The sequence below is a fragment of the Agarivorans sp. D1326 genome, assembly GCF_056958115.1.
On the sequence record NZ_JBTWEN010000001.1, the window covers coordinates 583129 to 604493 of the forward strand.

At 43.2% G+C, this 21365-nt stretch carries 17 protein-coding genes; 7 read left to right on the plus strand and 10 right to left on the minus strand.

Going from position 1 to position 21365, the window contains the following annotated elements; genetic code table 11:
• Positions 1-3: 3 nt before the first annotated feature.
• Together ACYFDN_RS02610 and ACYFDN_RS02615 are read right to left on the minus strand one after the other, a co-directional pair.
• Positions 4-3126, minus strand: coding sequence for a beta-galactosidase (locus ACYFDN_RS02610; RefSeq protein ID WP_483509907.1), 3123 nt, complete (start codon positions 3124-3126; stop codon positions 4-6).
• A gap of 240 nt (positions 3127-3366) precedes the next feature.
• The gene (locus ACYFDN_RS02615) at positions 3367-4314 is read right to left on the minus strand and encodes a hypothetical protein (RefSeq protein WP_483509908.1); all 948 of its coding nucleotides are present in this window, start codon (positions 4312-4314) and stop codon (positions 3367-3369) included.
• Between the two features lie 298 nt (positions 4315-4612).
• On the opposite strand from ACYFDN_RS02615, the gene ACYFDN_RS02620 reads away from it, so the two are divergent.
• Complete coding sequence (locus ACYFDN_RS02620) at positions 4613-5098, plus strand: GNAT family N-acetyltransferase (RefSeq protein WP_483509909.1); 486 nt, start codon at positions 4613-4615, stop codon at positions 5096-5098.
• Between the two features lie 51 nt (positions 5099-5149).
• On the opposite strand, the gene ACYFDN_RS02625 is transcribed toward ACYFDN_RS02620, so the two are convergent.
• From ACYFDN_RS02625 to phoB, 7 genes are all read right to left on the minus strand, one after another.
• A complete protein-coding gene (locus ACYFDN_RS02625; RefSeq protein ID WP_338625362.1) occupies positions 5150-6025 on the minus strand; it encodes a Dyp-type peroxidase in 876 nt (291 codons plus the stop codon).
• A 975-nt stretch (positions 6026-7000) separates the two neighbouring features.
• Positions 7001-7447: a tetratricopeptide repeat protein gene (locus tag ACYFDN_RS02630; RefSeq protein WP_483509910.1), complete on the minus strand. Its 447-nt coding sequence runs from the start codon at positions 7445-7447 to the stop codon at positions 7001-7003.
• Between the two features lie 320 nt (positions 7448-7767).
• Entirely contained in the window at positions 7768-8742 is a 975-nt protein-coding gene (locus tag ACYFDN_RS02635) for a PstS family phosphate ABC transporter substrate-binding protein (RefSeq protein WP_016401758.1), read from the minus strand.
• 246 nt (positions 8743-8988) lie between these two features.
• Positions 8989-10452, minus strand: coding sequence for a polysaccharide lyase family 7 protein (locus tag ACYFDN_RS02640; RefSeq protein ID WP_483509911.1), 1464 nt, complete (start codon positions 10450-10452; stop codon positions 8989-8991).
• A 173-nt stretch (positions 10453-10625) separates the two neighbouring features.
• Entirely contained in the window at positions 10626-12047 is a 1422-nt protein-coding gene (locus ACYFDN_RS02645) for an MltF family protein (protein ID WP_483509912.1), read from the minus strand.
• 158 nt (positions 12048-12205) lie between these two features.
• Complete coding sequence (gene phoR / locus ACYFDN_RS02650; RefSeq protein ID WP_483509913.1) at positions 12206-13504, minus strand: phosphate regulon sensor histidine kinase PhoR; 1299 nt, start codon at positions 13502-13504, stop codon at positions 12206-12208.
• 6 nt (positions 13505-13510) lie between these two features.
• Positions 13511-14203 carry a phosphate regulon transcriptional regulator PhoB gene (gene phoB, locus ACYFDN_RS02655; RefSeq protein ID WP_040307168.1) on the minus strand — a complete coding sequence of 231 codons (693 nt, stop codon included), beginning with the start codon at positions 14201-14203 and terminating at the stop codon, positions 13511-13513.
• A gap of 317 nt (positions 14204-14520) precedes the next feature.
• On the opposite strand from phoB, the gene ACYFDN_RS02660 reads away from it, so the two are divergent.
• The 4 genes from ACYFDN_RS02660 to ACYFDN_RS02675 all read left to right on the plus strand — a co-directional run bounded on the left by ACYFDN_RS02660 (position 14521) and on the right by ACYFDN_RS02675 (position 17627).
• Positions 14521-15402 carry an HAD-IIB family hydrolase gene (locus ACYFDN_RS02660; RefSeq protein WP_016401763.1) on the plus strand — a complete coding sequence of 294 codons (882 nt, stop codon included), beginning with the start codon at positions 14521-14523 and terminating at the stop codon, positions 15400-15402.
• A gap of 2 nt (positions 15403-15404) precedes the next feature.
• Positions 15405-16616: a glycosyltransferase family protein gene (locus ACYFDN_RS02665; protein WP_016401764.1), complete on the plus strand. Its 1212-nt coding sequence runs from the start codon at positions 15405-15407 to the stop codon at positions 16614-16616.
• A gap of 129 nt (positions 16617-16745) precedes the next feature.
• Positions 16746-16877 carry a hypothetical protein gene (locus ACYFDN_RS02670; protein ID WP_483509914.1) on the plus strand — a complete coding sequence of 44 codons (132 nt, stop codon included), beginning with the start codon at positions 16746-16748 and terminating at the stop codon, positions 16875-16877.
• A 39-nt stretch (positions 16878-16916) separates the two neighbouring features.
• Positions 16917-17627, plus strand: coding sequence for a flagellar brake protein (locus ACYFDN_RS02675; RefSeq protein ID WP_483509915.1), 711 nt, complete (start codon positions 16917-16919; stop codon positions 17625-17627).
• A gap of 27 nt (positions 17628-17654) precedes the next feature.
• On the opposite strand, the gene ACYFDN_RS02680 is transcribed toward ACYFDN_RS02675, so the two are convergent.
• Positions 17655-18056, minus strand: a complete 402-nt coding sequence (locus ACYFDN_RS02680) for an XRE family transcriptional regulator (RefSeq protein WP_483509916.1) — start codon at positions 18054-18056, stop codon at positions 17655-17657.
• Between the two features lie 118 nt (positions 18057-18174).
• Between ACYFDN_RS02680 and ACYFDN_RS02685 the strand changes: the two genes are divergently transcribed.
• Positions 18175-18957, plus strand: a complete 783-nt coding sequence (locus ACYFDN_RS02685; RefSeq protein ID WP_483509917.1) for a hypothetical protein — start codon at positions 18175-18177, stop codon at positions 18955-18957.
• A gap of 222 nt (positions 18958-19179) precedes the next feature.
• Entirely contained in the window at positions 19180-21303 is a 2124-nt protein-coding gene (locus ACYFDN_RS02690; RefSeq protein ID WP_483509918.1) for a methyl-accepting chemotaxis protein, read from the plus strand.
• Positions 21304-21365: the final 62 nt, after the last annotated feature.

Genomic DNA, 21365 nt, shown 5'->3' on the forward strand with positions numbered 1-21365 from the left:
CAACTATCCTTGTGCGGTAAAATCAATGTGGTAGCTAAAGTAGTTCTCTAGTACCTGATGTTTAGGGTGTACCGAAGGACTCCAAGAGTCATCTCCCCCCACTCCTTGGTGGGCAACATCTAAATGTATAAACACACTGCCACTGTCTTTAAGCTGATAATTATGTGTTGCGTCGCTTAAGTCTTGCTGGCTAAAACGACTCGCTGTCATTTGCAAACTCGGTTGGCACTGCAGCTCTAGATTCAACTTCTGCTCATGCTTAATAGACAGCTGTCTGACTTCTCCCCTCCCGCCATTTTCGCTAGGGAAAATATAGGGGGTATGCAAGTTATCGACAGTTTCATTATAGCGGCTGACAGTAGCAGCGGCTAAACGGTCTCGGTAATTTTCATGTGGACCCAAACCAAACCACGACAACTCACTAAATTGTTTGTCTAGGCTTAAGCTCAGCCCTACCCTTGGCAGAGGCGGCAAGTAAGCTGCGGCGTTCACCTCACAATCAAAAGCTACCTTGTCGGCACTAATCACATAACGGTGTAACACCTTAAAAGCGGTTTTCTGTTGATGGCGATACTCGCTGCTGCATTCCACAAGCCAGCATCCGTTGCTAAGTTGAGAGAAATTAAAATCTAAAGCTTCACGTTTGAGTTGATGAAGTCCAGCGCTTTGCCAACGGGCAATCCACGAGTTGGGATCCATTTGGCTGGCTTCGCTTACTCCAATATCATTATCGAGCGGAGCACGGTAAAAATTATCAACCGGTGCAGCGGTAAACAACTGCTTTTCATTTACCGTCCAAGCTAGCCATTGCGCGCTAACACAATCAAATTCAAGCAGCTGCTTTGAGCTCTCAAAGCGTATTCTGCGATCTTGCTGCGTGCATTTAACTTCGGCTTTATTTATAGGTTTAGAGCTATTTAAACCACCGAAAGCTAACTTAAACTGTTGTTGTGCCAAACTATGGCCAGCAGGTGCCCAAGCAGTAGCCTGTTTCAATTTAATGTTTATAGTTAGCCAAAACTCACCACTAGTTTGAGTCGCTAAATCTTGCATAGCTGCCTTTGGCAAACACACTATTTGCTGCTCACCAGCTTGCAAGCTTAAGCTAAACTCGCCTTGGCTAAATAGCTCGCCATTACGTTCTATTCGCCACTCCCCTGCGGTGTTACTACTGTCATTTACTAAGTGCTCATTGCTGATTAACACCTCGCCCTTGGCTGGGTTTTCTGCACTTATCTGCCAGTATTGCTGTAAATACTTAATTTCATGCAAACTAGGGTGAGGACTGCGATCTGGGAAAATCAGCCCGTTAATACAAAACTGGCGATCATTAGGTTGGTCGTCAAAATCGCCCCCATAGGCCCAGTAAGTTTCTCCAGAATCAGTTTGCTTGGTAATACCTTGGTCAACCCAGTCCCAAATAAAACCGCCCTGCAAGCGAGGATGCAAACGAAATGCTCGCCAGTACTCTTCAATACTTCCCAGGCTGTTGCCCATTGCATGGGCATACTCACACAAAATAAGCGGACGCTGTTCGTTAGGGTCGGCAATGTGCGCGGTAATCGCTCGCTTAGGGATCCCCTCTCCTGCAGTGTCCCAATCTACCCGAGCATACATTGGGCACAAAATATCAGTAGCGGGAGTATCAGCCCCACCACCTTCGTATTGAATCGGGCGACTTGGATCAGCTTGTTTCATCCAGCCATACATAGCATCGTGATTACAGCCATAGCCAGACTCATTACCTAAAGACCAAATAATGATCGACGGATGGTTTTTGTCACGCGCCACCATGCGAGTCACCCGCTGCATATACGCATGCATCCACTGCGGGTCGTCCGACAAACGTTTCATCGGAAACATGCCATGGGTTTCTAGGTTGGTTTCATCAACTAACAATAATCCGTATTCATCACAGAGCTCATACCAACGTGGGTGATTAGGGTAATGCGCGGTGCGCACAGCATTAAAGTTGTTCTGCTTTAGCAACTTTATGTCTTGCAACATGCTGGCTTCGGTCATTACGTGGCCAAGCTCTGGGTCATGTTCGTGACGGTTTACCCCACGAATTAACACCGGTTTGCCGTTGAGTTTCAATAAACCATCGCTAATTTCTACGCAGCGAAAGCCCACCGAGCTTTGTTCAACTTCCAGTAAGTTTCCTTTAGCATCAAATAAACTTAAGACCGCTCGATACAAATTAGGTTGTTCGTCACTCCACAGTTTAGGTTCAACAACATTGCTGCTTAAAAAGATACGATCGGCAAAGCCGCCTTTTTCATCCACCGACAAATTGTTGGTGGATTCTCGCACTGGGTTAGCGAATACCGCGCCATCACCGTTATAAAGCTGCAACTCAATTTGGTAGCCGTCTAACTGCGCTAAACTAGCGCCGGCTAGCTGCACTTCTACTTGCAACCGCGCATCTCGATAACAAGCATCTAGTTGGGTATTGATGCTAAAGTCTGCAATATGAACTTGCGGCTTAGCGTAAATGCTCACGTCACGAAAAATGCCGCTTAACCACCACATGTCTTGATCTTCTAGGTAACTCCCATCACTCCAGCGATAAACAATCACACACAGTTGGTTGGTCCCCTCTTGTAAAAAAGGCCCAATATCAAATTCGCTGGCTAAACGGCTATCTTGTCCGTAACCCACTTGTTGGCCATTTATAACTACGTGAAAAGCAGAGTTAACCCCTTCAAAACGCAAACGCACTTGTTTATTAGCCCAAGCAGCTTGGTAGTTAAACTGAGTACGATAAACCCCCGTAGGGTTATCACTAGGCACATAGGGAGGATTTACTTCGAATGGGTAAATTACATTGGTATAAATGGCTCTATCAAAGCCCTGTAACTGCCAATTACCAGGCACAGCTATACTTTTCCAACTACCCTTGCTGCCAGCAATTAGCGCATCACTCAATTGCTCAGGCTGTTTTAGCAAACAAAAATTCCACTGCCCATTTAAACTGAGCTGATGCTCTGCCTGTTGCAGATTTAAGGCTGCATCTAAGCTGCTATATGAGGCTAAAGGTGCATGTGAGGGTAAGCGATTACGCTCAGTAACAGAGGGATTTTCCCAATCTTTTTGGGCTAACAGTGTGGCGCTTACTCGCGTCATTCTTATCTCCATAAACCAAGTAGTACAATGTAGGCGCTTGTTATCTAACTGCTAAGCTCTAACAGGCGGATATACCAGTTACAGTGATAACAAGTTTATTGGCTGATTTTAGTTGGCCTACCTCAGCAAAAATGAGAGCGTACTCACGAAAGCAGGAAAACGTTTACACAAAAGTAAATGAAATGTAACTACTAGCGAGTAGTTACATTTGGTTTACTAGAAAAACAAAGCGTAAAGCGCTTAGGAAATTTGGGGATTTTTGCGGGCTAGTCGCGCACTAATCACCCCAAGAACAGCCAGTATGAATATGCCAAAGGTACTTGGTTCATTGATACGCGTAATAGAAGGATCGGAAGGGTCTCGCGCCCAAACATTTAAGTGCGATATAGCCTGGGCACTATTCCCATTCGGATTAAGAAAATCCCCGGTGTTTAAACTACCAGATAGCTTATACGGGGTATTAAAGTTTAAACTTGAAGCGGGATAATCACTCAATTCCTGAGTAAAAATATCGATAAAGTCGAAGTCGTAAAGTATAAAACCATTACCCGCTTTTATAGAGAACACAAGGTGGTCGAAAGTCGCCTCACCTAACAACTGAGATACTTGGTCGATAATACTTGGATCGGTTTCTATAACCCAATCTACTGCCTTGCACTCGCCATTATCATCATCCACACAAGTAAACGTCATGTTTAGCAGAGCGTCGATATCAAGGAATAATCCACCACTAGCAATTGGCCCTGCCTGATCATAGTTCACCGCTAATTGCTCATTCTGCCCTACCGCGCCACCTACACTAGCCAAGTGAATCCAGCCGGGGTCATCGGCAATGCCTGCAGGAAAGTCATCCAAATTTTGCAGCTCTTCTGGTTCAATAAAAAACAAAGAATCATCAGGCCCATACTTAGTATTGAGCAAGCCATCGTCTTTTTGACCAATATTCACCTGAGGATCGTTCGCGTTGCCGTCATCATTTCCATCAAACACCAAACAAGCACTGGCAGAGTAAGATGGATTGGCACCTCCTAACAATTCACTTGCCTCTCCTGATTCCATAATAGAATTTAAGGTAGCACGAGAGGGGTCACACACTCCGCCCACCACGAAGCTTGTTACTGGTGTAGCCCAAAGGTTGAAGGAGGATAGAATGGCAAAGAAGCCGGCCACAATAGGCAAAGTTTTCATAAAACTAACGCTCTTTTTGGTATAGCCGATACTGATAACGATACCAATAAAGTCCCATTATTAGTGATATCTAAGTAAAAGCATAAACTAAGCCATCAGCTATAAGTAACCTCATTTCAATAACTTGAATTGTCTAATAAAAAATTAAATTATCAGCATGTAAAAAACTTGGACAGTTGTAACAACTATTTCACACTGATAATTTTATCTAATAATCAGTTACTTACTAATAAAATTTAGATAGAGCGATGCCACTGCAATTGCTACACTGCGGCAAAGAATTGCAATAGGAAAAACAATGACCACCGTATACTACCTACAACAAACTCAGCTTGAGCAACTCAACGCTAAGCCCCTTCCAGAACATGTAAGAATTGAAGAAGTAAAAACCAATCAGGCTGAGCTAAGTCGCCAGTTTTATAGCGAAGTAGGAAAACACTGGCAATGGAACGATAAGCTTGTGTGGACAGAGCAACAGTGGGCCGACTATACCCAGCCAGCAAACCTACGAACCTTTGGCGCCTATTCAGGTGAGCAATTTGTCGGTTACTTTGAGCTAAATAAACACCAAGATAACAGCGTAGAAATCATCTACTTTGGTCTAGATAAAGCATTCTTTGGCCAAGGCTTAGGCGGCGGTTTACTCAGCCAGTGCATTAAAACAGCATGGCAATGGCAACCAACACGTGTGTGGGTACACACCTGTGATTTAGACCACCCGGCAGCACTTGCTAACTATAAAGCTCGAGGTATGGCGCTTTATAAAACCGAGCTTGAAGAATAAAAATGGCGTTCATCTTAAATCGATGAACGCCAACTAATCAGCTTGGTTAAACTAAAGCTGTAGGTAGCTTAAATCTAGCTGCTCACCGTCTACTGGTGGGCACCAGTAATAAGCGGTGCTTAATGGGCGGCTAAATTCAAACAAACCATCTTCAATACCATCTTCACAACCCAGCATACGTTTTAGCTGCGCCTCAAAAGGGTAAAAGCTGTTAGCAAAACACACAAAGTTTAAACCACAATCTTGCTGCTCTATCCAAGGTAAGCTGCGGCGTAACATAAAGGCTTCTGGAGTAAAGCTCTCTTGAGCCGTACGACGCACGTGAGCTGAAGGTGGCGACTCAGGAAACTCCACATTATCACTTTTGCGGCGACCGATAATATCGTCTTGATGTTTGCTAGGCAGGCTATTGAAATGTTTAAGTTGATGTTGCCACTTTTGCACCGCTAGCATGGTTGAACCAGCAATGCCCTTCTCGCCAGTTAAGGCTACCACTTGCTCAGCGTTGTCTTCTGGATTTTCAGTGCCATCTACGTAACCCGATAGATCTCGTCCCTCTCGGTGACAAAAGCCATCTACTTGTTCGTTTAAACTAAAGCTTGGCACTAAAACATCTAACCACTCTTGCACACGCAGCATCACTTCACCAGGATCGCTGCCACTTGCTCGCAGCCATAAATCATCTTGGTTAGCTGGACTGGTGCGTTTTGGCCCTTGAATACTCTCGGCACTCTTTACACCTTCTACTACAGTGTTATTCATAGCGAGCAATGGCTGGCCAAAACCAATCACCGTATCTTCTGCTCGGTAAAGCGCTTGAATTTGACTTAAACAATCAGCTAGGGCCTCACGGTTAACGAGGCTAAAGCGCAAAAAACTAGCATGATGCTGTTGAGACTTAAGAATAAGAGGTTGAACTAACGACATAAAAATTTCTCATTTAACAATCACTGCCTAGCAGTATAAGTAATTTTGTCGGGAAGTAATTTGATACGGGGTAAAAAAATTTTTAAAACGAAAAATGCCTGATGCTTTTAAGCTATCAGGCATTTTAGAACATTTGACTCATAGTGTATTCTCGCTCAGTTGACTGTCACTCTCTCGGCATTGCGAAAGGCTAAGTGCTAAGCCCACATGTTCAAATGTGAGGATTAACGGTGTAGGTTGTTAGAATCTGTTGCTTTGTAATCCGCAGCTTTAGTGAAATAGTAAGTTGTATATAAAGAACCAAAGTAATCAAACATAATGTTTCTCCTAGAAACTAAAAAGTGTGAACCAGCTCACGGAAAGAATAATAATGTGACACACATCACATTGCAAGCTTGTTTTAGAGTTTTTGCTAAAATAATTTGCTCAGGAAACGAACAAGACGGGAAGCGCGGGGAAAAGAATAAAAAATGCCTGAAGGAGCGAGCTCGTTTCAGGCACTGGGGTTAACTTGATTCATTACAATTATCTCTGCTGTCCTTTATCTTGCTCTAAGCACCCGAAACGAACATAAGTTGATAATGCTGAACCAATGATCGGATGAAGAACCATATATCCACCTTTAACGAGTCTTAACGGTGAATATCTTTGCGAGTTTCGCAATAAAAGTTGTAATCATCAGCTTTAGTAAAATAATACGACGAGTAAAGTGCGCCAAAGTAATCAAACATAATCTTTCTCCTAAGTATTTAATATCATTAGTGTCTCAAATCAAACGTGATCCAAGTCACACCTATAATTTAGTGTGACACGAATCACATTTCAAGTGACAATTTCATTAAAACCGAAGTTCACCTAGATATGTTGCTGAAAGGATTTTCACCGCTACCCAATCACTATAAATCACTAAATAAACTCTATTCTCAAAATTTACCACCAAAGCTAAAACGTCGCCGATTAGCGACAAAATCTATATTATTCAGCAAGATAGCGATAAATTGCCGATTCTAGCTGTTGCTGTTCTTGGCAATTACCACAATATTGTTCCAATCGTGCTAAGTTTTGCTCTGCTCGCGCTAACTCTTGCAGACTCAAGTACAGCTCTCCCGAATACTCTAAAGCGCCAAGATGAGAAGGTTTGATAGACAAGGCTTGCTGATAAGCATATAAAGCCTTCTGGTAGTGGCCTTGCTTACGCAAGCTAAAGCCTAGTAGGTTCCAAGCGTCGGCTGAACGGCGACCCTTTTTGCTTTGCAGGTAGTCACTGAGCCATTCGCTAGCTTGAAGATAGTTTTGTTCACTAAGCATGGCTTCAGCAGCACTAAGCGGCTTACTGCTTTTTTGAGATTCATATCGACCACTTCCTGCAGCGTTCACTTGTGAAGCCAAAAACAGACCAAGCAGCAAAGTAACAAGTTTCATGGTTATTTCCTTATTTGTACCAATCGTACTAATTAACTGATCATTCAATCTGCTTAGAAAACTCGATAACTGCGTTAGAATTTTTGATTGTAGAATAACTACTTATCGAAAATCTCTGTCTTATTCTCGAGTATTTTTCCTGCGCTATTGCTGATCGCTTACTTAGTGTGATTGGTATTAGAGATGTATCTAGAGTACGGCGGCAAGGCTTGAGAAGTTCAGTAGAGTTGCTTGAAGTTAGCGCTGATGGCGAGTTTTGGTGGAGACTTAAAAGCAAAAAACCCCGCCGCAGCGAGGTTTTATTATTAGCTACTCTCAGATTATAGAGAGATACCTAATTTTTCTAGGTCAGCCATAACTACTTTTGAAGGTAGTGGTACGTAACCGTCTTTAGCAACAATGGTTTGACCTGTTTTAGACAGAATCATTTTTAGGAACTCACGCTCCATTGGTGCTAATGGCTTGTTAGGGTGCTTGTTAACGTAAACGTATAAGAAGCGAGATAGTGGGTACTTACCAGTAGCGGCGTTGTCTAAAGTAGCTTCAATGTAGTCGTTACCTTTCTTGGCAAGAGCAACAGCTTTAACACCAGACGTTTTGTAACCAATACCTGAGTAACCGATAGCGTTCAAAGAAGAAGATACAGACTGAACAACTGAAGCAGAACCAGGCTGTTCGTTTACAGTGTTCTTGAAGTCACCCTTACAAAGTGCTTTTTTCTTGAAGTAACCGTAAGTACCAGATACTGAGTTACGGCCGAACAATTGAATGTCTTTATCAGCCCAAGAACCTTCTAGGCCAACTTGGCTCCAACGGTCAGCAACAGCGTTCTCACCACACTTAAGAGTAGAAGAGAAGATAGCGTCAACTTGAGCAAGGTTTAAACCTTCGATTGGGTTGTCTTTATGAACAAATACAGCCAATGCGTCGATAGCTACGCGAACTGGAGTTGGCTTGTAACCGAAGCGCTTTTCGAAAGCTTCTACTTCTTTGCTCTTCATTTGACGGCTCATTGGGCCGAACTGAGAAGTACCTTCAGTTAGAGCTGGAGGAGCAGTAGAAGAACCAGCAGCTTGAATTTGTACGTTTACGTTAGGGTATTCACGCTTAAACTCTTCAGCCCACAAAGTCATCATGTTGGCTAAAGTATCAGAACCTACAGATGAAAGGTTACCTGAAACACCAGTTGTTTTCTTGTATTCAGGAAGAGTGGCATCCAGGCCAGCTGCAAGTACGGTAGTTGTTACCAATGAGGCAGAAATAGCTACTGCACTAAGCAATTTTTTAAATGTCATCTTTATCTCCATAAATGACGCGTTGAGTTATTTTCGTCATGTAGTATTGGTGAATTCGATGACAATTATATTTCTGCAGTGTGACAGTTATATGTCAGTCTATTATTTTCGTAAAAAAACTGTCTTTTTTGCCAAACAATGAAAATAACTAATTGAATTAGCAGATAATTAATTACAGAAAATAATAGTGTTTTTTTGATAAAGCAGCTGGAAAAGCTCGGTAGATAGTCTACCGAGCTTTTAATTTTAAGGATTATAACCTTGGTGAGTATTACTCAAAGCATAAAAAGTGGCTTGCACGTAGTCGTCAACATCGCCAGATTTATTTTGATTGTATACCCCAGCTTTAAAGTACATATATTGGTCTGGGTCGTCGTAAGCGCTGTCGCTCATATCGTAGCTTGCAGAAACGTCAGCTTTACCCTCGCGAATAATGGTTACGCTAAGGGTATTAGCGACAACTTTAATCCGATAGCTAAATTTCTCATCTAGCGCGATACCATCGGAAGGATTGCTAGCGGTATTACTTCGGCTACCAATCATTTCCACCCAATCATCATCAGATTGATTTCGCGACTCGTGAGCAAAATAGATAGCCCCTTTATCATTGTTAGGCAACTTACGGTAATAAAGGCGGATCGGCTCATCATCATTAGCATGAATTTGACCAATGATTACTCGACCAATTTGATAATCTTCCCCGGTAGTTGTGACATGGTTTACCGCCAATGTGGCAAACAGTTCACCGTTCACTCCACCCGCATTATTTTGCGCGCTGCTAGGCGCACTAGAAAATACCCAGTTGTTTTTATTTACACCTTGGGTACTTATGCTGGTATCACCACGTCGTAGCATTTCTCGTAACTCGGTACGAACATAAGTAGTATTTGCGGAGGTTTTATAACCATAGATAGGGGTTTTGAATACCATGCCACCATCGGCTCCGGTATAAAAATACTCGCTGTTCTCATACCCATTGTTTAGCTCAGACTCTTTAATCGAGTCTGCAGTGCCAGAGTTATCGGTATCAGTAGGTATGCTCAAATACCAATCTTGTAAATCAAAGTTATCAGATGGCGGTAAAGAGGGGTTAAGATCTTCAACCGGTTCGGTAGCCACTTCGTCGTTACAGCCTTCTGCAGTAACTTCAATGACACTGTTCCAATTACTCTCTGAGTTGCCGTTGCCGGTTAAGCGCAGGTATTGAACGTTTTCAATTAAGTCATCTGTCAGCGTAATCGCTTCTGCACTGCCAGTAGCTTTATCAGACATTCCGCCTGTCACTACATCCTGCCACTGCAGGTTATCGGTAGAAATTGCTAAGTCATAATAGGCAAAACGACTGGTATTGTTCAGCCAATAAAGGTTAATACCGGTAACAATTGAAGGACTACTTAGGCTGTAGGTTATTTGCTTACCAATCCCTTCCGACGACCAACGCGATTCGCTGTCATAGTTACCGTCAATAGAGTTCTCTGGCCCATAGCCCACTTTATGGTTTCCATCATCACTGGCTTGGCTAATGCTTAACACTTTAGGGCTAAGGCAACTTGGATTTATTGGGTCTGTGGGTGGCTCAGGAGTTGTTGGCTCTTCCGGCGTACTTGGCTCATTGCCAGGATCAGCCACTCCAGCGGTTTCAGAAGAACCGCCACACCCCGCCAAAGATAACAGCAACACCAAGCCAAGGGGCTTTCCAATCAACTTCATATTAAGTATTGTCCATAACAACTTTAAATGTATTACAATACTATATTTATGAAATGAGATTGGCAATCTACTCGCCAAAGCAATTATCCAGCTTGTGAACCAGCTAAAAAAAGCGAGCATTTCTGCTCGCTTTTCGATTAACTCACTCACCCACTAACAGGTAAAAGCAGGCGCTACTCCTCTTCTCTGTCGCCCTCTAAATCTAAGGCTAAGGTATAGGCGATGTAATACTTGTAAACGTTGGAGACATAACGCACTGTTTCTCTACCAATAATACGCCCTGCTGCTATTTCCACATTGCCAAACCACAAGTTGGGATCTAAATTCATTTCTTTAGTGAGTCGGCGCATTTTGTTCATTTTAGTGGGCCCAGCATTGTAGGCCGCCCAAATGAGGGCCATGCGCTCACTGTCTTCAATGCCTTCTTCATTAATATAATGTGTACGCAACCAGGCCAAGTATTTAATTCCCGCCGCGATATTTTGTTCAGGATCGCTTAAATCGCTGTAGCCCATTTGTTTAGCAGTAGAAGGTAGTAACTGCATAATACCGCGCGCCCCGCGATGGCTAACTTTGGTATTGTCTAAGCCCGACTCCTGATAACCCTGGGCAACAATCGCTAGGTAATCAAAGTCGTATTCATTGGCATACTTTTTAAAGAAAGGCACATAACGGTTAAAACGCATTCGATCTTCAGAATTGGCTAAGCGATTGATCCACGCAGTATGGTCGAAATAGCGATTAAGCAAAGTATTGCCTAGTAGACTTCCTTGTTTAACTTGCTTATTTACAAACTCTTGTAAGTTTTCTTGTAGCTTAGGATTAGTTTTACGCACCGCCCAGCCTAGGCTTTGATTGCGACTGGTAGTTAGTTGCTCATTGATCCGAATATCTTTAAACACTTTTTCCCACAAGTGGGCTTTGTAATCATCAATGATGGTGTAAGGCATCACTCCTGCGTTTACCAGCTCCAAAATATCTTCAGACAACAAGTTACCATCGGCTTCTATTACTTTAATCGGTTTAACGCCGCGCATTTTTAAGGTGAAATTTAGGGCTTTTAAGTGCTCGGCATAACTGCTGCCATCCATCACGTAGACCTTTTTACCCGACAGTTCTTCCCAGCTGGTTACCTTAGGTGCATCTTTATTGCTCACTAATACTTCACTCACCCCTTCTGCATTGCCTAAGGCGAAACGTAGTTGTTTCTTCCGCTCGGGCGTTGCGGTTAAAAAGGCGGCTACCACATCTCCTCTGCCCGCTTCTAAAGCGGGAATAAGCTGGTCAAAATGCACTGGCACGATCTTAACTTTGGTTTTTTCTACATCACGCCTAATGCCTTGATTGAGAAATTTCTCGTACAAATGCAGCAACTCGATTTGAATGCCAAGCGGCCGACCATCTGCCAAATGAAAATCTGACTTCCCATAAGTCACCAAGGCACGAATAATTTTGCGCTCTTTAATTTCTGGTAGGTCACCAACAAAAGGTTCGCGAATATAAAAAGGAAATTGCAGTAAATCGCTACTCTCTGGAAGCTCCACCTCGTCTTCCACCGCTGCACTAGGCAAGGCCAATAAGACGAGCCAAGCCATGCTCAGCATTAAGATAAAACTGCGTAAAAGACCCTGTAATTTCAAAGGAATACCATTACAAATCAAACTTATACTTCAGTATAAGCTCAATTGTTCAAAAAGTATCAGCAGAATTGAAAGCTGTGAAGCCAAACGTTTTGCTGACTTCACCAAGTGAATTATTGCTGGATAAACAGCTTACGAGGAATGATAAAACTAAAGGTACTGCCCTTGCTCACGCTGCTCTTAATTTTAAGTTGGCTATCATGATGTTGCAGCGCATGTTTAACAATAGATAAACCAAGGCCAGCACCACCAGTGTCGCGAGAACGCGCTTTATCTACGCGATAGAAACGCTCGGTAAGACGTTGTACGTGTTTACGTTCAATACCCGGGCCTGAGTCTTTAACCAAAAACAGTGCGCCCTGCGGAATCAGTGATAAACTCACGTGGATCTCGCCGGGTTGCCCGCAGTACTTAATGGCATTACTCACTAGGTTGCCGCAAGCACTACGCAACTGTTCACGATCACCTTTTATTTCTATATCTGGGGCGATGTCAAAACTAAAACTTAACTGTTTACCTTTTGCTAAACCGGCTACTTCGGCCTCTAGATTACCCACCATGCTCGAGAAGTTAATGGTCTCTTGATTATCTTCCACTGAGGCTGATTCAATTTTGGCCAGAGTAAGCAGCTGATTAACCAAGTTCTCCATGCGGCTACTTTGATCCAACATGGTATTGCGCGCTTTGCCCCAAATCATTGGGTCAACTTCATCTTGGTCGAGCATTTCTAAATAACCGCGCATTACCGTTAAAGGTGTGCGCAGTTCATGGCTAACATTAGATACAAAACGTTTGCGCATCTTTTCCAGTTTACGTAGCTGGCTCACATCACGAATCACTAATAGCAACTGTTGTTGGCTATAAGGCATGGCACGAAATTCTAACCACACGTTACTTTGCACAGGGCTAACTATTTCAAGAGGTTGATCGAAACGGGCTTTACGCAGGTAATTTACAAACTTGGGGGTACGAACAAGGTTGGTTAGGTGCTGCCCAGCATCGGCTGGCCACTTTAAACCAAGCATGCCTTGCGCTAACTGATTACACCACAAAATGGCGCCATCTTGGTTAATCACTATAATAGCATCGGGTAAAGCTTCGGCGCCCAAACGAAAGTACTTCATCAATTGGGCTAGCTCTCGCTCGCGGCCTAAACGGCGTTTAAGCATGTTATAAATGCCGTGGAACACCGGCTCCCAGCTGCCAGAACCATGCGGAGGGGACAACTTTCGTTGGTTATATAACCAATCAAGCAATTTATGTTGTTGGGTGTACATCCATACAATATGTATGACCGCTGCCAACAAACACATTTCTAGGGTATAACCGGTAAACATACCCAGAACAAATAAAGGCGAGTACACCAAGGCCACTCGCCACAATACTCGTTGCCAAGAGAAAGGCACAAACATCCGTATTTACTTCACCCTAGTTGAAAAACGGTAACCGGAACCTCGTACAGTTTGAATTAAACGGTCATATCCTTGAAGGCCAATCGCTTTACGTAAGCGACGAATATGCACATCCACTGTTCGGTCTTCCACATACACGTTAGTACCCCAAACGTTGTTGAGCAACTGCTCACGACTATAAACACGCTCAGGGTGAGTCATAAAGAAGTGCAGTAGCTTAAACTCTGTTGGCCCCATATCCAAGGGTTCATTTTCAACGCTAACGCGGTGAGAAACCGGATCAAGGCGTAAGCCTTGTACTTCAATGGTTTCTTCTAATGAAGTAGGTGATATACGGCGAATTACCGCTTTAACACGTGCCATTAACTCTTTAGGCGAGAAAGGCTTAGTTAAGTAATCATCTGCACCGGCTTCTAAACCTTGAACCTTGTCTTCTTCTTCGCCTTTTGCGGTCAACATAATAACCGGAATTTGACGAGTAAGATCGTGGCGACGCATGTGCTTAATAATTGAAATCCCACTGCCACCAGGCAACATCCAATCTAACAGAGCTAACTCTGGGTAAGGTTCTGTTAGTTTAGCTAAAGCTTGGTCATAGTCGGCGGCTTCAATCGGCTCATAACCATGCTGCTCTAATACAAAACATAGCATTTCGCGGATTGGAGCTTCATCTTCTACAACAAGTATCTTCCTGGGCATCTCATTCATCTCAATCTAAGAAACTGTGGCAATTATGCGACGTATTAATGACAGATTTATGACAAGCCTCAGTGTAAATCAAAGGCTTAAGTAAATATAGCACTTGCCATTTTGGTGCAAAGAAACAGTATATTGTTCAGCCTGCACCACTTAGGTTCAAAGCTTCCGTCTCTAGAAGCTAAACCAATGAATATTAAACCCTTAACAAACTATTGATAAATATGAGATTTACTAAGTCTTGATAAAAGTTTTTTGCCTTTGTGGCATTGCTCGTGCTTCGTCTTGTAGAAACTCATTCAGTTAAATTTAGGGGCAGCATGCAGTATTTCGCTAAGCAACTATCATCAACAGAGCTATACACCACCGCCAGTAGCTTACTGGTATTTACGGATTTAGATGGCACCTTGTTAGATCATGATAGTTATAGTTTTGAGGCTGCCGTACCCAGTTTAAACCAGTTAAAGCTTCTAAAAGTGCCGGTTATCTTTAATACCAGTAAAACCTTTATGGAAGTATTAGAGCTGCAGAAAAAGATGGCCTTACAACAGCCTTTTGCCATCGAAAACGGCTCAGCCGTTTGTATTCCAGCCGACAGCCCTATTCAACATGAGCAGCTCAGCCCTATTAATGTTGGCAAACAGCATTGGAAAATTAAGACCTTTGGCCCTAGCTACCCCGACATTTGCCAATACCTTAGTGTTTTGCGCCAACAGCACCATTTTCGCTTCCAAGGGTTTAACGACATGAACCTAAGCGAAGTACAGCTTAATACCGGTTTAGCAAAATACGATGCGCAATTGGCCAAGCAAAGAATGGCCTCAGAGCCACTACTTTGGAATGACAGCGATGCGCAACTAAAGGTGTTTACCGAGAAGCTTGCCGAACACAATTTAGCGGTAATAAAAGGGGGTCGCTTTTATCATGTAAAAGCCAAGTTTGATAAAGCCGACGCCATGCACTGGTTTAACAAAATATATAAAGACCATTTTCAGCGCAATTTTACCAACATAGCCCTAGGTGATAGCGATAACGATCTAAGTATGCTGGAACAAGCTGACATTCCAGTAGTGATTCCTCGCAAACACTCGCAAGCACTGGTAATTAACCACCCTAATTCTTGCCAAGCGCCCCACCCCGGGCCGCATGGCTGGCATCAATCGATGCAACAAATTTTACATTCCTTACTTAATGGAGCATAACCATGGCTGATTTTTATCAAAACGGTATTGTGACTACCTTACATAACTTAACTGATCGTCCACTCGAAGAGTTAGAACAGGAGCTCATAGCGTTTTCAAAAGTTAGACCTATGAGTTTGGTTCTACCTTCGCTATTTTCGGAGCTAGAGCGCCCGGCATTGGCAACCATTGTTGAAGAACTGGCTAAGGTGCCTTACCTAAGTGAAATCATCATTGGTTTAGATTGTGCCACCGAAGAACAATTTGCTTACGCAAAAGAATACTTCTCGGGCTTACCGCAGCACGTACGTATTTTGTGGAACGACGGCCCTCGCCTGCGCGCCTTAGATGCCCAACTCGCGGAGCACAACTTAGCCCCTAAAGAACCCGGTAAAGGCAGAAACGTTTGGTATTGTTTTGGTTACGCGCTTGCGTCTGGAAAAAGCAAAGCAGTGGGTCTGCACGACTGTGACATTATCACCTACGACCGAAGCATGTTAGCTCGCCTAATGTACCCTGTAGCCAACCCTCTATTTAACTACGAGTTCTGTAAAGGTTTTTACGCCCGCCATGCCGACGGCAAACTAAATGGCCGCGTGGCTCGCTTACTAGTAACGCCACTATTAAAAGCCTTGAAAAAAATTGAAGGTTATGACGATTACTTAGAATACCTAGATAGCTTCCGTTACTCCTTAGCGGGTGAGTTTTCAATGCAGTCAGACGTATTAAATGACTTGCGCATTCCCTCAGACTGGGGTTTAGAGATAGGCGTATTGTCTGAAATTTACCGCAATCACTCCACCAACCGAATTTGTCAGGTAGACATTGCAGATGTTTACGACCATAAACACCAAGACTTAAGCCTAGACAACTTAGACGCTGGTTTAGCTAAAATGGCCACCGATATTAGTAAGGCGGTCATTCGTAAGTTAGCAACCCAAGGACATACATTCAGCCCCGGCAAACTACGTACACTAAAAGCAACTTACTACCGTATGGCCTTAGATTTCATTGAGAACTACCATGCAGACGCATTAATCAATGGTTTAACCCTAGACCGCCACTCTGAAGAAGATGCAGTAGAACTGTTTTCTAAAGCAGTAATGCAAGCAGGTGAAACCTTCTTAGAAAATCCTTCAGCTACACCATTCATTCCAAGTTGGAACCGCGTACAAAGTGCAGCGCCAGACTTTTTAGAGCGTTTGTACGAAGCTGTTGAAGCTGATAACTGCTAGATTTTCAGATTAACTCTCACTAAAAAGCTTGTTCTTTGAACAAGCTTTTTTATTGCCCCGCATTCGTAAAAAGTCAATTTAACATCCTATCCCTTCTTACAATCGCTACAGATAAGCACAACGGAAGTAATGAATATGATTCGTAAACGAATGGCTGCAATGATCGTTTTTTTAGCCACCGTATTAGCGCTAGATTTTGAGATTATGGCTGAAGAATTATTAGACTCGCGCAGTAGCCAATGCTCGCAATTTGACCAGTAAAGTATAACGCCGCAGGGCAATAACAAGAGGGTTAGCAACTTGAGTAAACATCAAATCACCACTGATAGAACAACCATTGTAAATACCCTAACTAAGTTAAGCCCTGGCGCAATGGTCGACATTCAATTGTCGGCAAACAAGCAACAACGAATTAAAGCCAAATTGGTGGGTTATCAAGAAGGCGCTTACTTTGCCTTTTCTTTGCCTCAACACATATATGCCCAGCAACAAGACCATATGTTTGAAGGTAAAAGCTGTGTGATAAGAATGATCGTTGAGGGTGATGCAGGCCTGTGTGTGGCCTTTAAAACCAAGCTCATCACCATAAACAAAAAGCCACAAATTATGCTATTTGTTGAATACCCAGAGCAGATCGAGTTTATTCAGCTTCGACATAAAAGCCGTATTAATACTCACCTACCAGTAGTAATTAGTGAGCAGCAAGCAGCTAGCGTTTCGGCTGAGGAAGCATCCAGCAATATGCTGGAAGGCGTAGTACTAGATTTGTCGGAGGGTGGCTGTCGCATAGAATTAGCAGCGCCATCTCAAAGCTTAAGTATGGTGTTTGTACAAATAATCTTACGTTTCCCACTCAACCCAGAAAAGCCAATAGTGTTAAACGGCACCATTAAAAGCCAGCAGCAAACCAGCGACAAATTGAGAGTGGGCATTCAATTTGATGCCAACAAACAGCTCAAAGCAGTATTCAACAAGCTTAATATGTTTAACCACCCTAGTTTGGCGGCCTAAAAAGCAGCATCGAACAGTTCTGCTAACTTAGCCTTTTTTGTCGTGAAGCAATTTATCTATTTGATAGATAACTTCTAATTGCTCTGCATTTCTCGACAATAGAGCATCCCACATTTTTAACATAGAAGCTTTTGCCGGAGGCTTAACTCCAGCCTCTCTCTCTGCCGCAGTAAGCGGCAGTAGTTGCACCACGCTAATATCCATGGCTTTTGCAATAGCACACATGTCTAACATGGTTAGCTGGCTGGTGCCTTCGCGATCTAATTTTGCGTAAACCGAGCTGGTAGGTAAATTCGCTTTATCTGCTAAGGTTTTTTTAGACCAAGCTAAGTTAGCCATTAAAAACTCTATACGCTCTATTTGCATCCCACGTATTTGCGGATCCTTAAGCCCAAAAAACTCATACCCTTCGCAGTCTAAATCTGGCATTCCAAAATCCGTAATTTAGTTCTCTCAGCCTTCCAATATATAGAAAACGCCTTTGTTAAGCTAACACCAAGCTACAAAACCAAAGCGCAGTAATGCTATCAATTATGAGGATAACAAAATGAGTTGGCCAATAAAGTGTGGATTCAAACAAGGTTATTTATTCGCTTTTCATCCAGAACTAAAAGCTTCATTAATCATTAAACTACTATTTGCAGTAAGTGCATTACTATTGCTTAGCGCCTGTGAACCTAAAGGAGGCGTAGATTTGCGCAGTAAATGCAGCAGCAACTGCGATAGAAACGGCAATAACGGCCACATACCCGCTCCACCAAAGGGAGCCACGTTAACCACTGCTGGAATCTATCGTGACCAAGCGAATGACCATGTAGCCACCATCGACCAAAATGGCAGAGTGTTGTTTTGGGATGACTACTCCCAAGACCGTGAACTTGAACAACGAGCGTTAGTACAACGAGTGGTGAGTCTTGAAACAGCTTACCTAGAAAACAAATCCTGCATGCTAGCTTATAACGGCAGCTTATCAGATCATCACTATAGCTTTAGCCAAGTAGACAGCAACTTACTATTTTCAAGTTCTTGCGGAGATGCAAGATTCTACCAAAAAGCAATTTCACCGAGTCCTAAAACTAGCACTCAAATGTTCTCTGACTCACCACAAATGCTGTTTCACATTTCGGGTGAAAGCCTAGAGTTAAGCCAAACATTTGTTAGCAATATAGAAGGTGAAAAAGCCGAATTATCAGCCAATGGTTTCCTAAGCCTCCCTGCTCCCAATAACCATTGTGTTCAAAAGTTCTTAATAGATCATCTAGCACTTATTTTGCTGAGTAGCCCAAATTGCCAAGATACAGGTTTCGAATCTGGTATTTATAGCTATTAGTCGCTCATTTCTTCATAAGGCCAAGCCATAAAAACGCGCTTTAACAAGGCAAGGACGCACCACATTGAGACATGGGCACCACTAAAGACCACAAAGTAAGTACACAAAACAACCAAAGCGAACAACAAATAAACAAAAGCATCAAAAATAAGCCCCATTTTAATGCAAGGCATTAATTTTGCTTAAAAAAGGCAAAAAATAATATAAATGGACTTAGACTCTATGCAATTAACACAACAAGAAAAACACTGGTTACCTATTTTTGGTAACAGCGGAAAGCTAGCTATGCGTAAAGCGAGCTGGTTAAACCGAAAACGAAAGCCACAACTAAAACAAACCTTTGAAAGCATCTCGAACACACGAGTAAAACTATTACAAGGCTGGGCCAATACCCAATGGGACTTTCTTCAAGATGCTATGTTTTATCTCGCCACCAAACCCTTAGAACAACAACCGGAAGTTCTGTCTCAGTTGCTAAGCCGCAATAGTGACTTCTCTGAACTATTTATTGTTGATTCTCAAGGCAAGGTTAGCGCTAGTAGCTATAAGCCACATACCGGACAAATAGCCGCCAGCAAACAAGCCCTAGAGCAAGGCCTTAGCCAGCAATTTTTGCACGGCCCTTATCAAGATCCCCGCACCCTAGCCCCTGGTCCGTCTAGCTCAAAATTTCATGACCAAGTTACCTTAATGTTCTACCAGCCTTTGGAGGTTAACGGTGACGTGGTGGGCTGCTTGTGTGGCCGAGTGCCTAACGACGTATTAGGTGACTTAATTCAGCGTGAAGCAGGCCATATATATAGTGAGTCGGGTGACAATTACATCTTCATGGTGGATGCCAATTTTGACCCGAGCATTAAGCCAGGTACCGCATTGTCTCGTTCACGCTTTGAAGACAATACCTTTTCTCATGGGGAAAACTTAAAATCTGGTGTGAGCACCGATTGGGGCACAGTAAAAGTAGCCAAACATACCGAGTTTGAAATTAGATTTACTGATCCAGCCACTAATGAGCTACACCCAGGCGTGAGAGAAACCATCAAAAATGGCAGTAACCTGTTTATCGATTACCCCGGTTATTCGGATTACCGACACATTCCGGTCATTGGTAAAGGCATTACCTTTCAGCTACGCGGTTCGCTTGATCGTTGGGGAATGATGTGTGAAGCCGACCTTGAAGAAGTATATCGCCATCGTTCACTAAGCCATAAGTTAAGCAACAAATACTTAATAAGCTCACTGTTTAGCCTTGTACCTCCTCTATTAATTGCTCAACAATTCGCCCTTAGCATTAATCAACTAGCTGGGCTACTGGTGTTATTTTCAGCCCTAAGCTTCTTTGGTTTTAAACAAATCGTCGCTAAGCCATTGGCTAGACGTTTAGAAAACATGAGTGGGGTGATTCAAACCATTGCCGAAGGTGATGGCGACTTAAAACGTCGCTTAGATGCGAGTAAGTTTAAGCCCGACGAAACCGGTGATTTAGGCCGTTGGATTAACAGCTTTATTGATAACCTTGAAGGCGTAGTCGGCGGTATTATTTACGCCTCTAACGAGGTTAAACAAGTAAGCAGCTCTATGCTGCGTCGCTGTGGAGTGGTTGATAATTGTACTCAACAAACCTCTAATTCCATCGATTCGCTGCTTAACTTAGCGCAACACCAGCAAACCGACATTGTTAAAGCCACTCAGTCAGCCGAGAACCTACAGCAAGTAATGACCGACATGGTTGAAAACGCCGAAACCGAATACCAGCATGCCGTAGAAAATACTCAAGAAATCAAACGCATTGTTGAGGCTTCAGCCAAAAGCGTTAACCAAGTTAACGATGAAATGAAGCAAATCGAAGACATTGTGAAGCTAATTACCGAAATCACCGAGCAAACCAACTTACTGGCGCTAAATGCCGCCATTGAAGCAGCACGCGCCGGTGAACATGGTCGTGGCTTTTCGGTCGTGGCCGACGAAGTGAGAAATCTTGCCACACGAACCTCAGACGCTGCCAAGCACATTGGCAACACCATGGGTAAACTGCGTGTTAAAACCGAAACGGCTGTCGATTACATGGAGCAAGGCGTTAAAAATGTAGACCAAAGCTCTGCCTTGCTAGACTCTGGCAGCCGTAGCGACGAACTACAACAAGCGGTCGAAAGTATGTTCACCACCATTAATATGATTGCTGGCAACAGTGAACGTCATAGCGAAACTGCCGAGCAGGCTCAAGTGACGACCTCTTCCTTAGAGCTATCATCACAACAACTAACTCGCCGAACCACGCTAGTGAAAAACTCAATTATTCGCCTGCATCAACTGGTTGAGCGCTTTGAAGTAACCAAAGCCGCATAAGCAACCATCATCCCTAAACTAAAAAACCAGCGCTTGGCGCTGGTTTTTACTTTCTTGGTTTA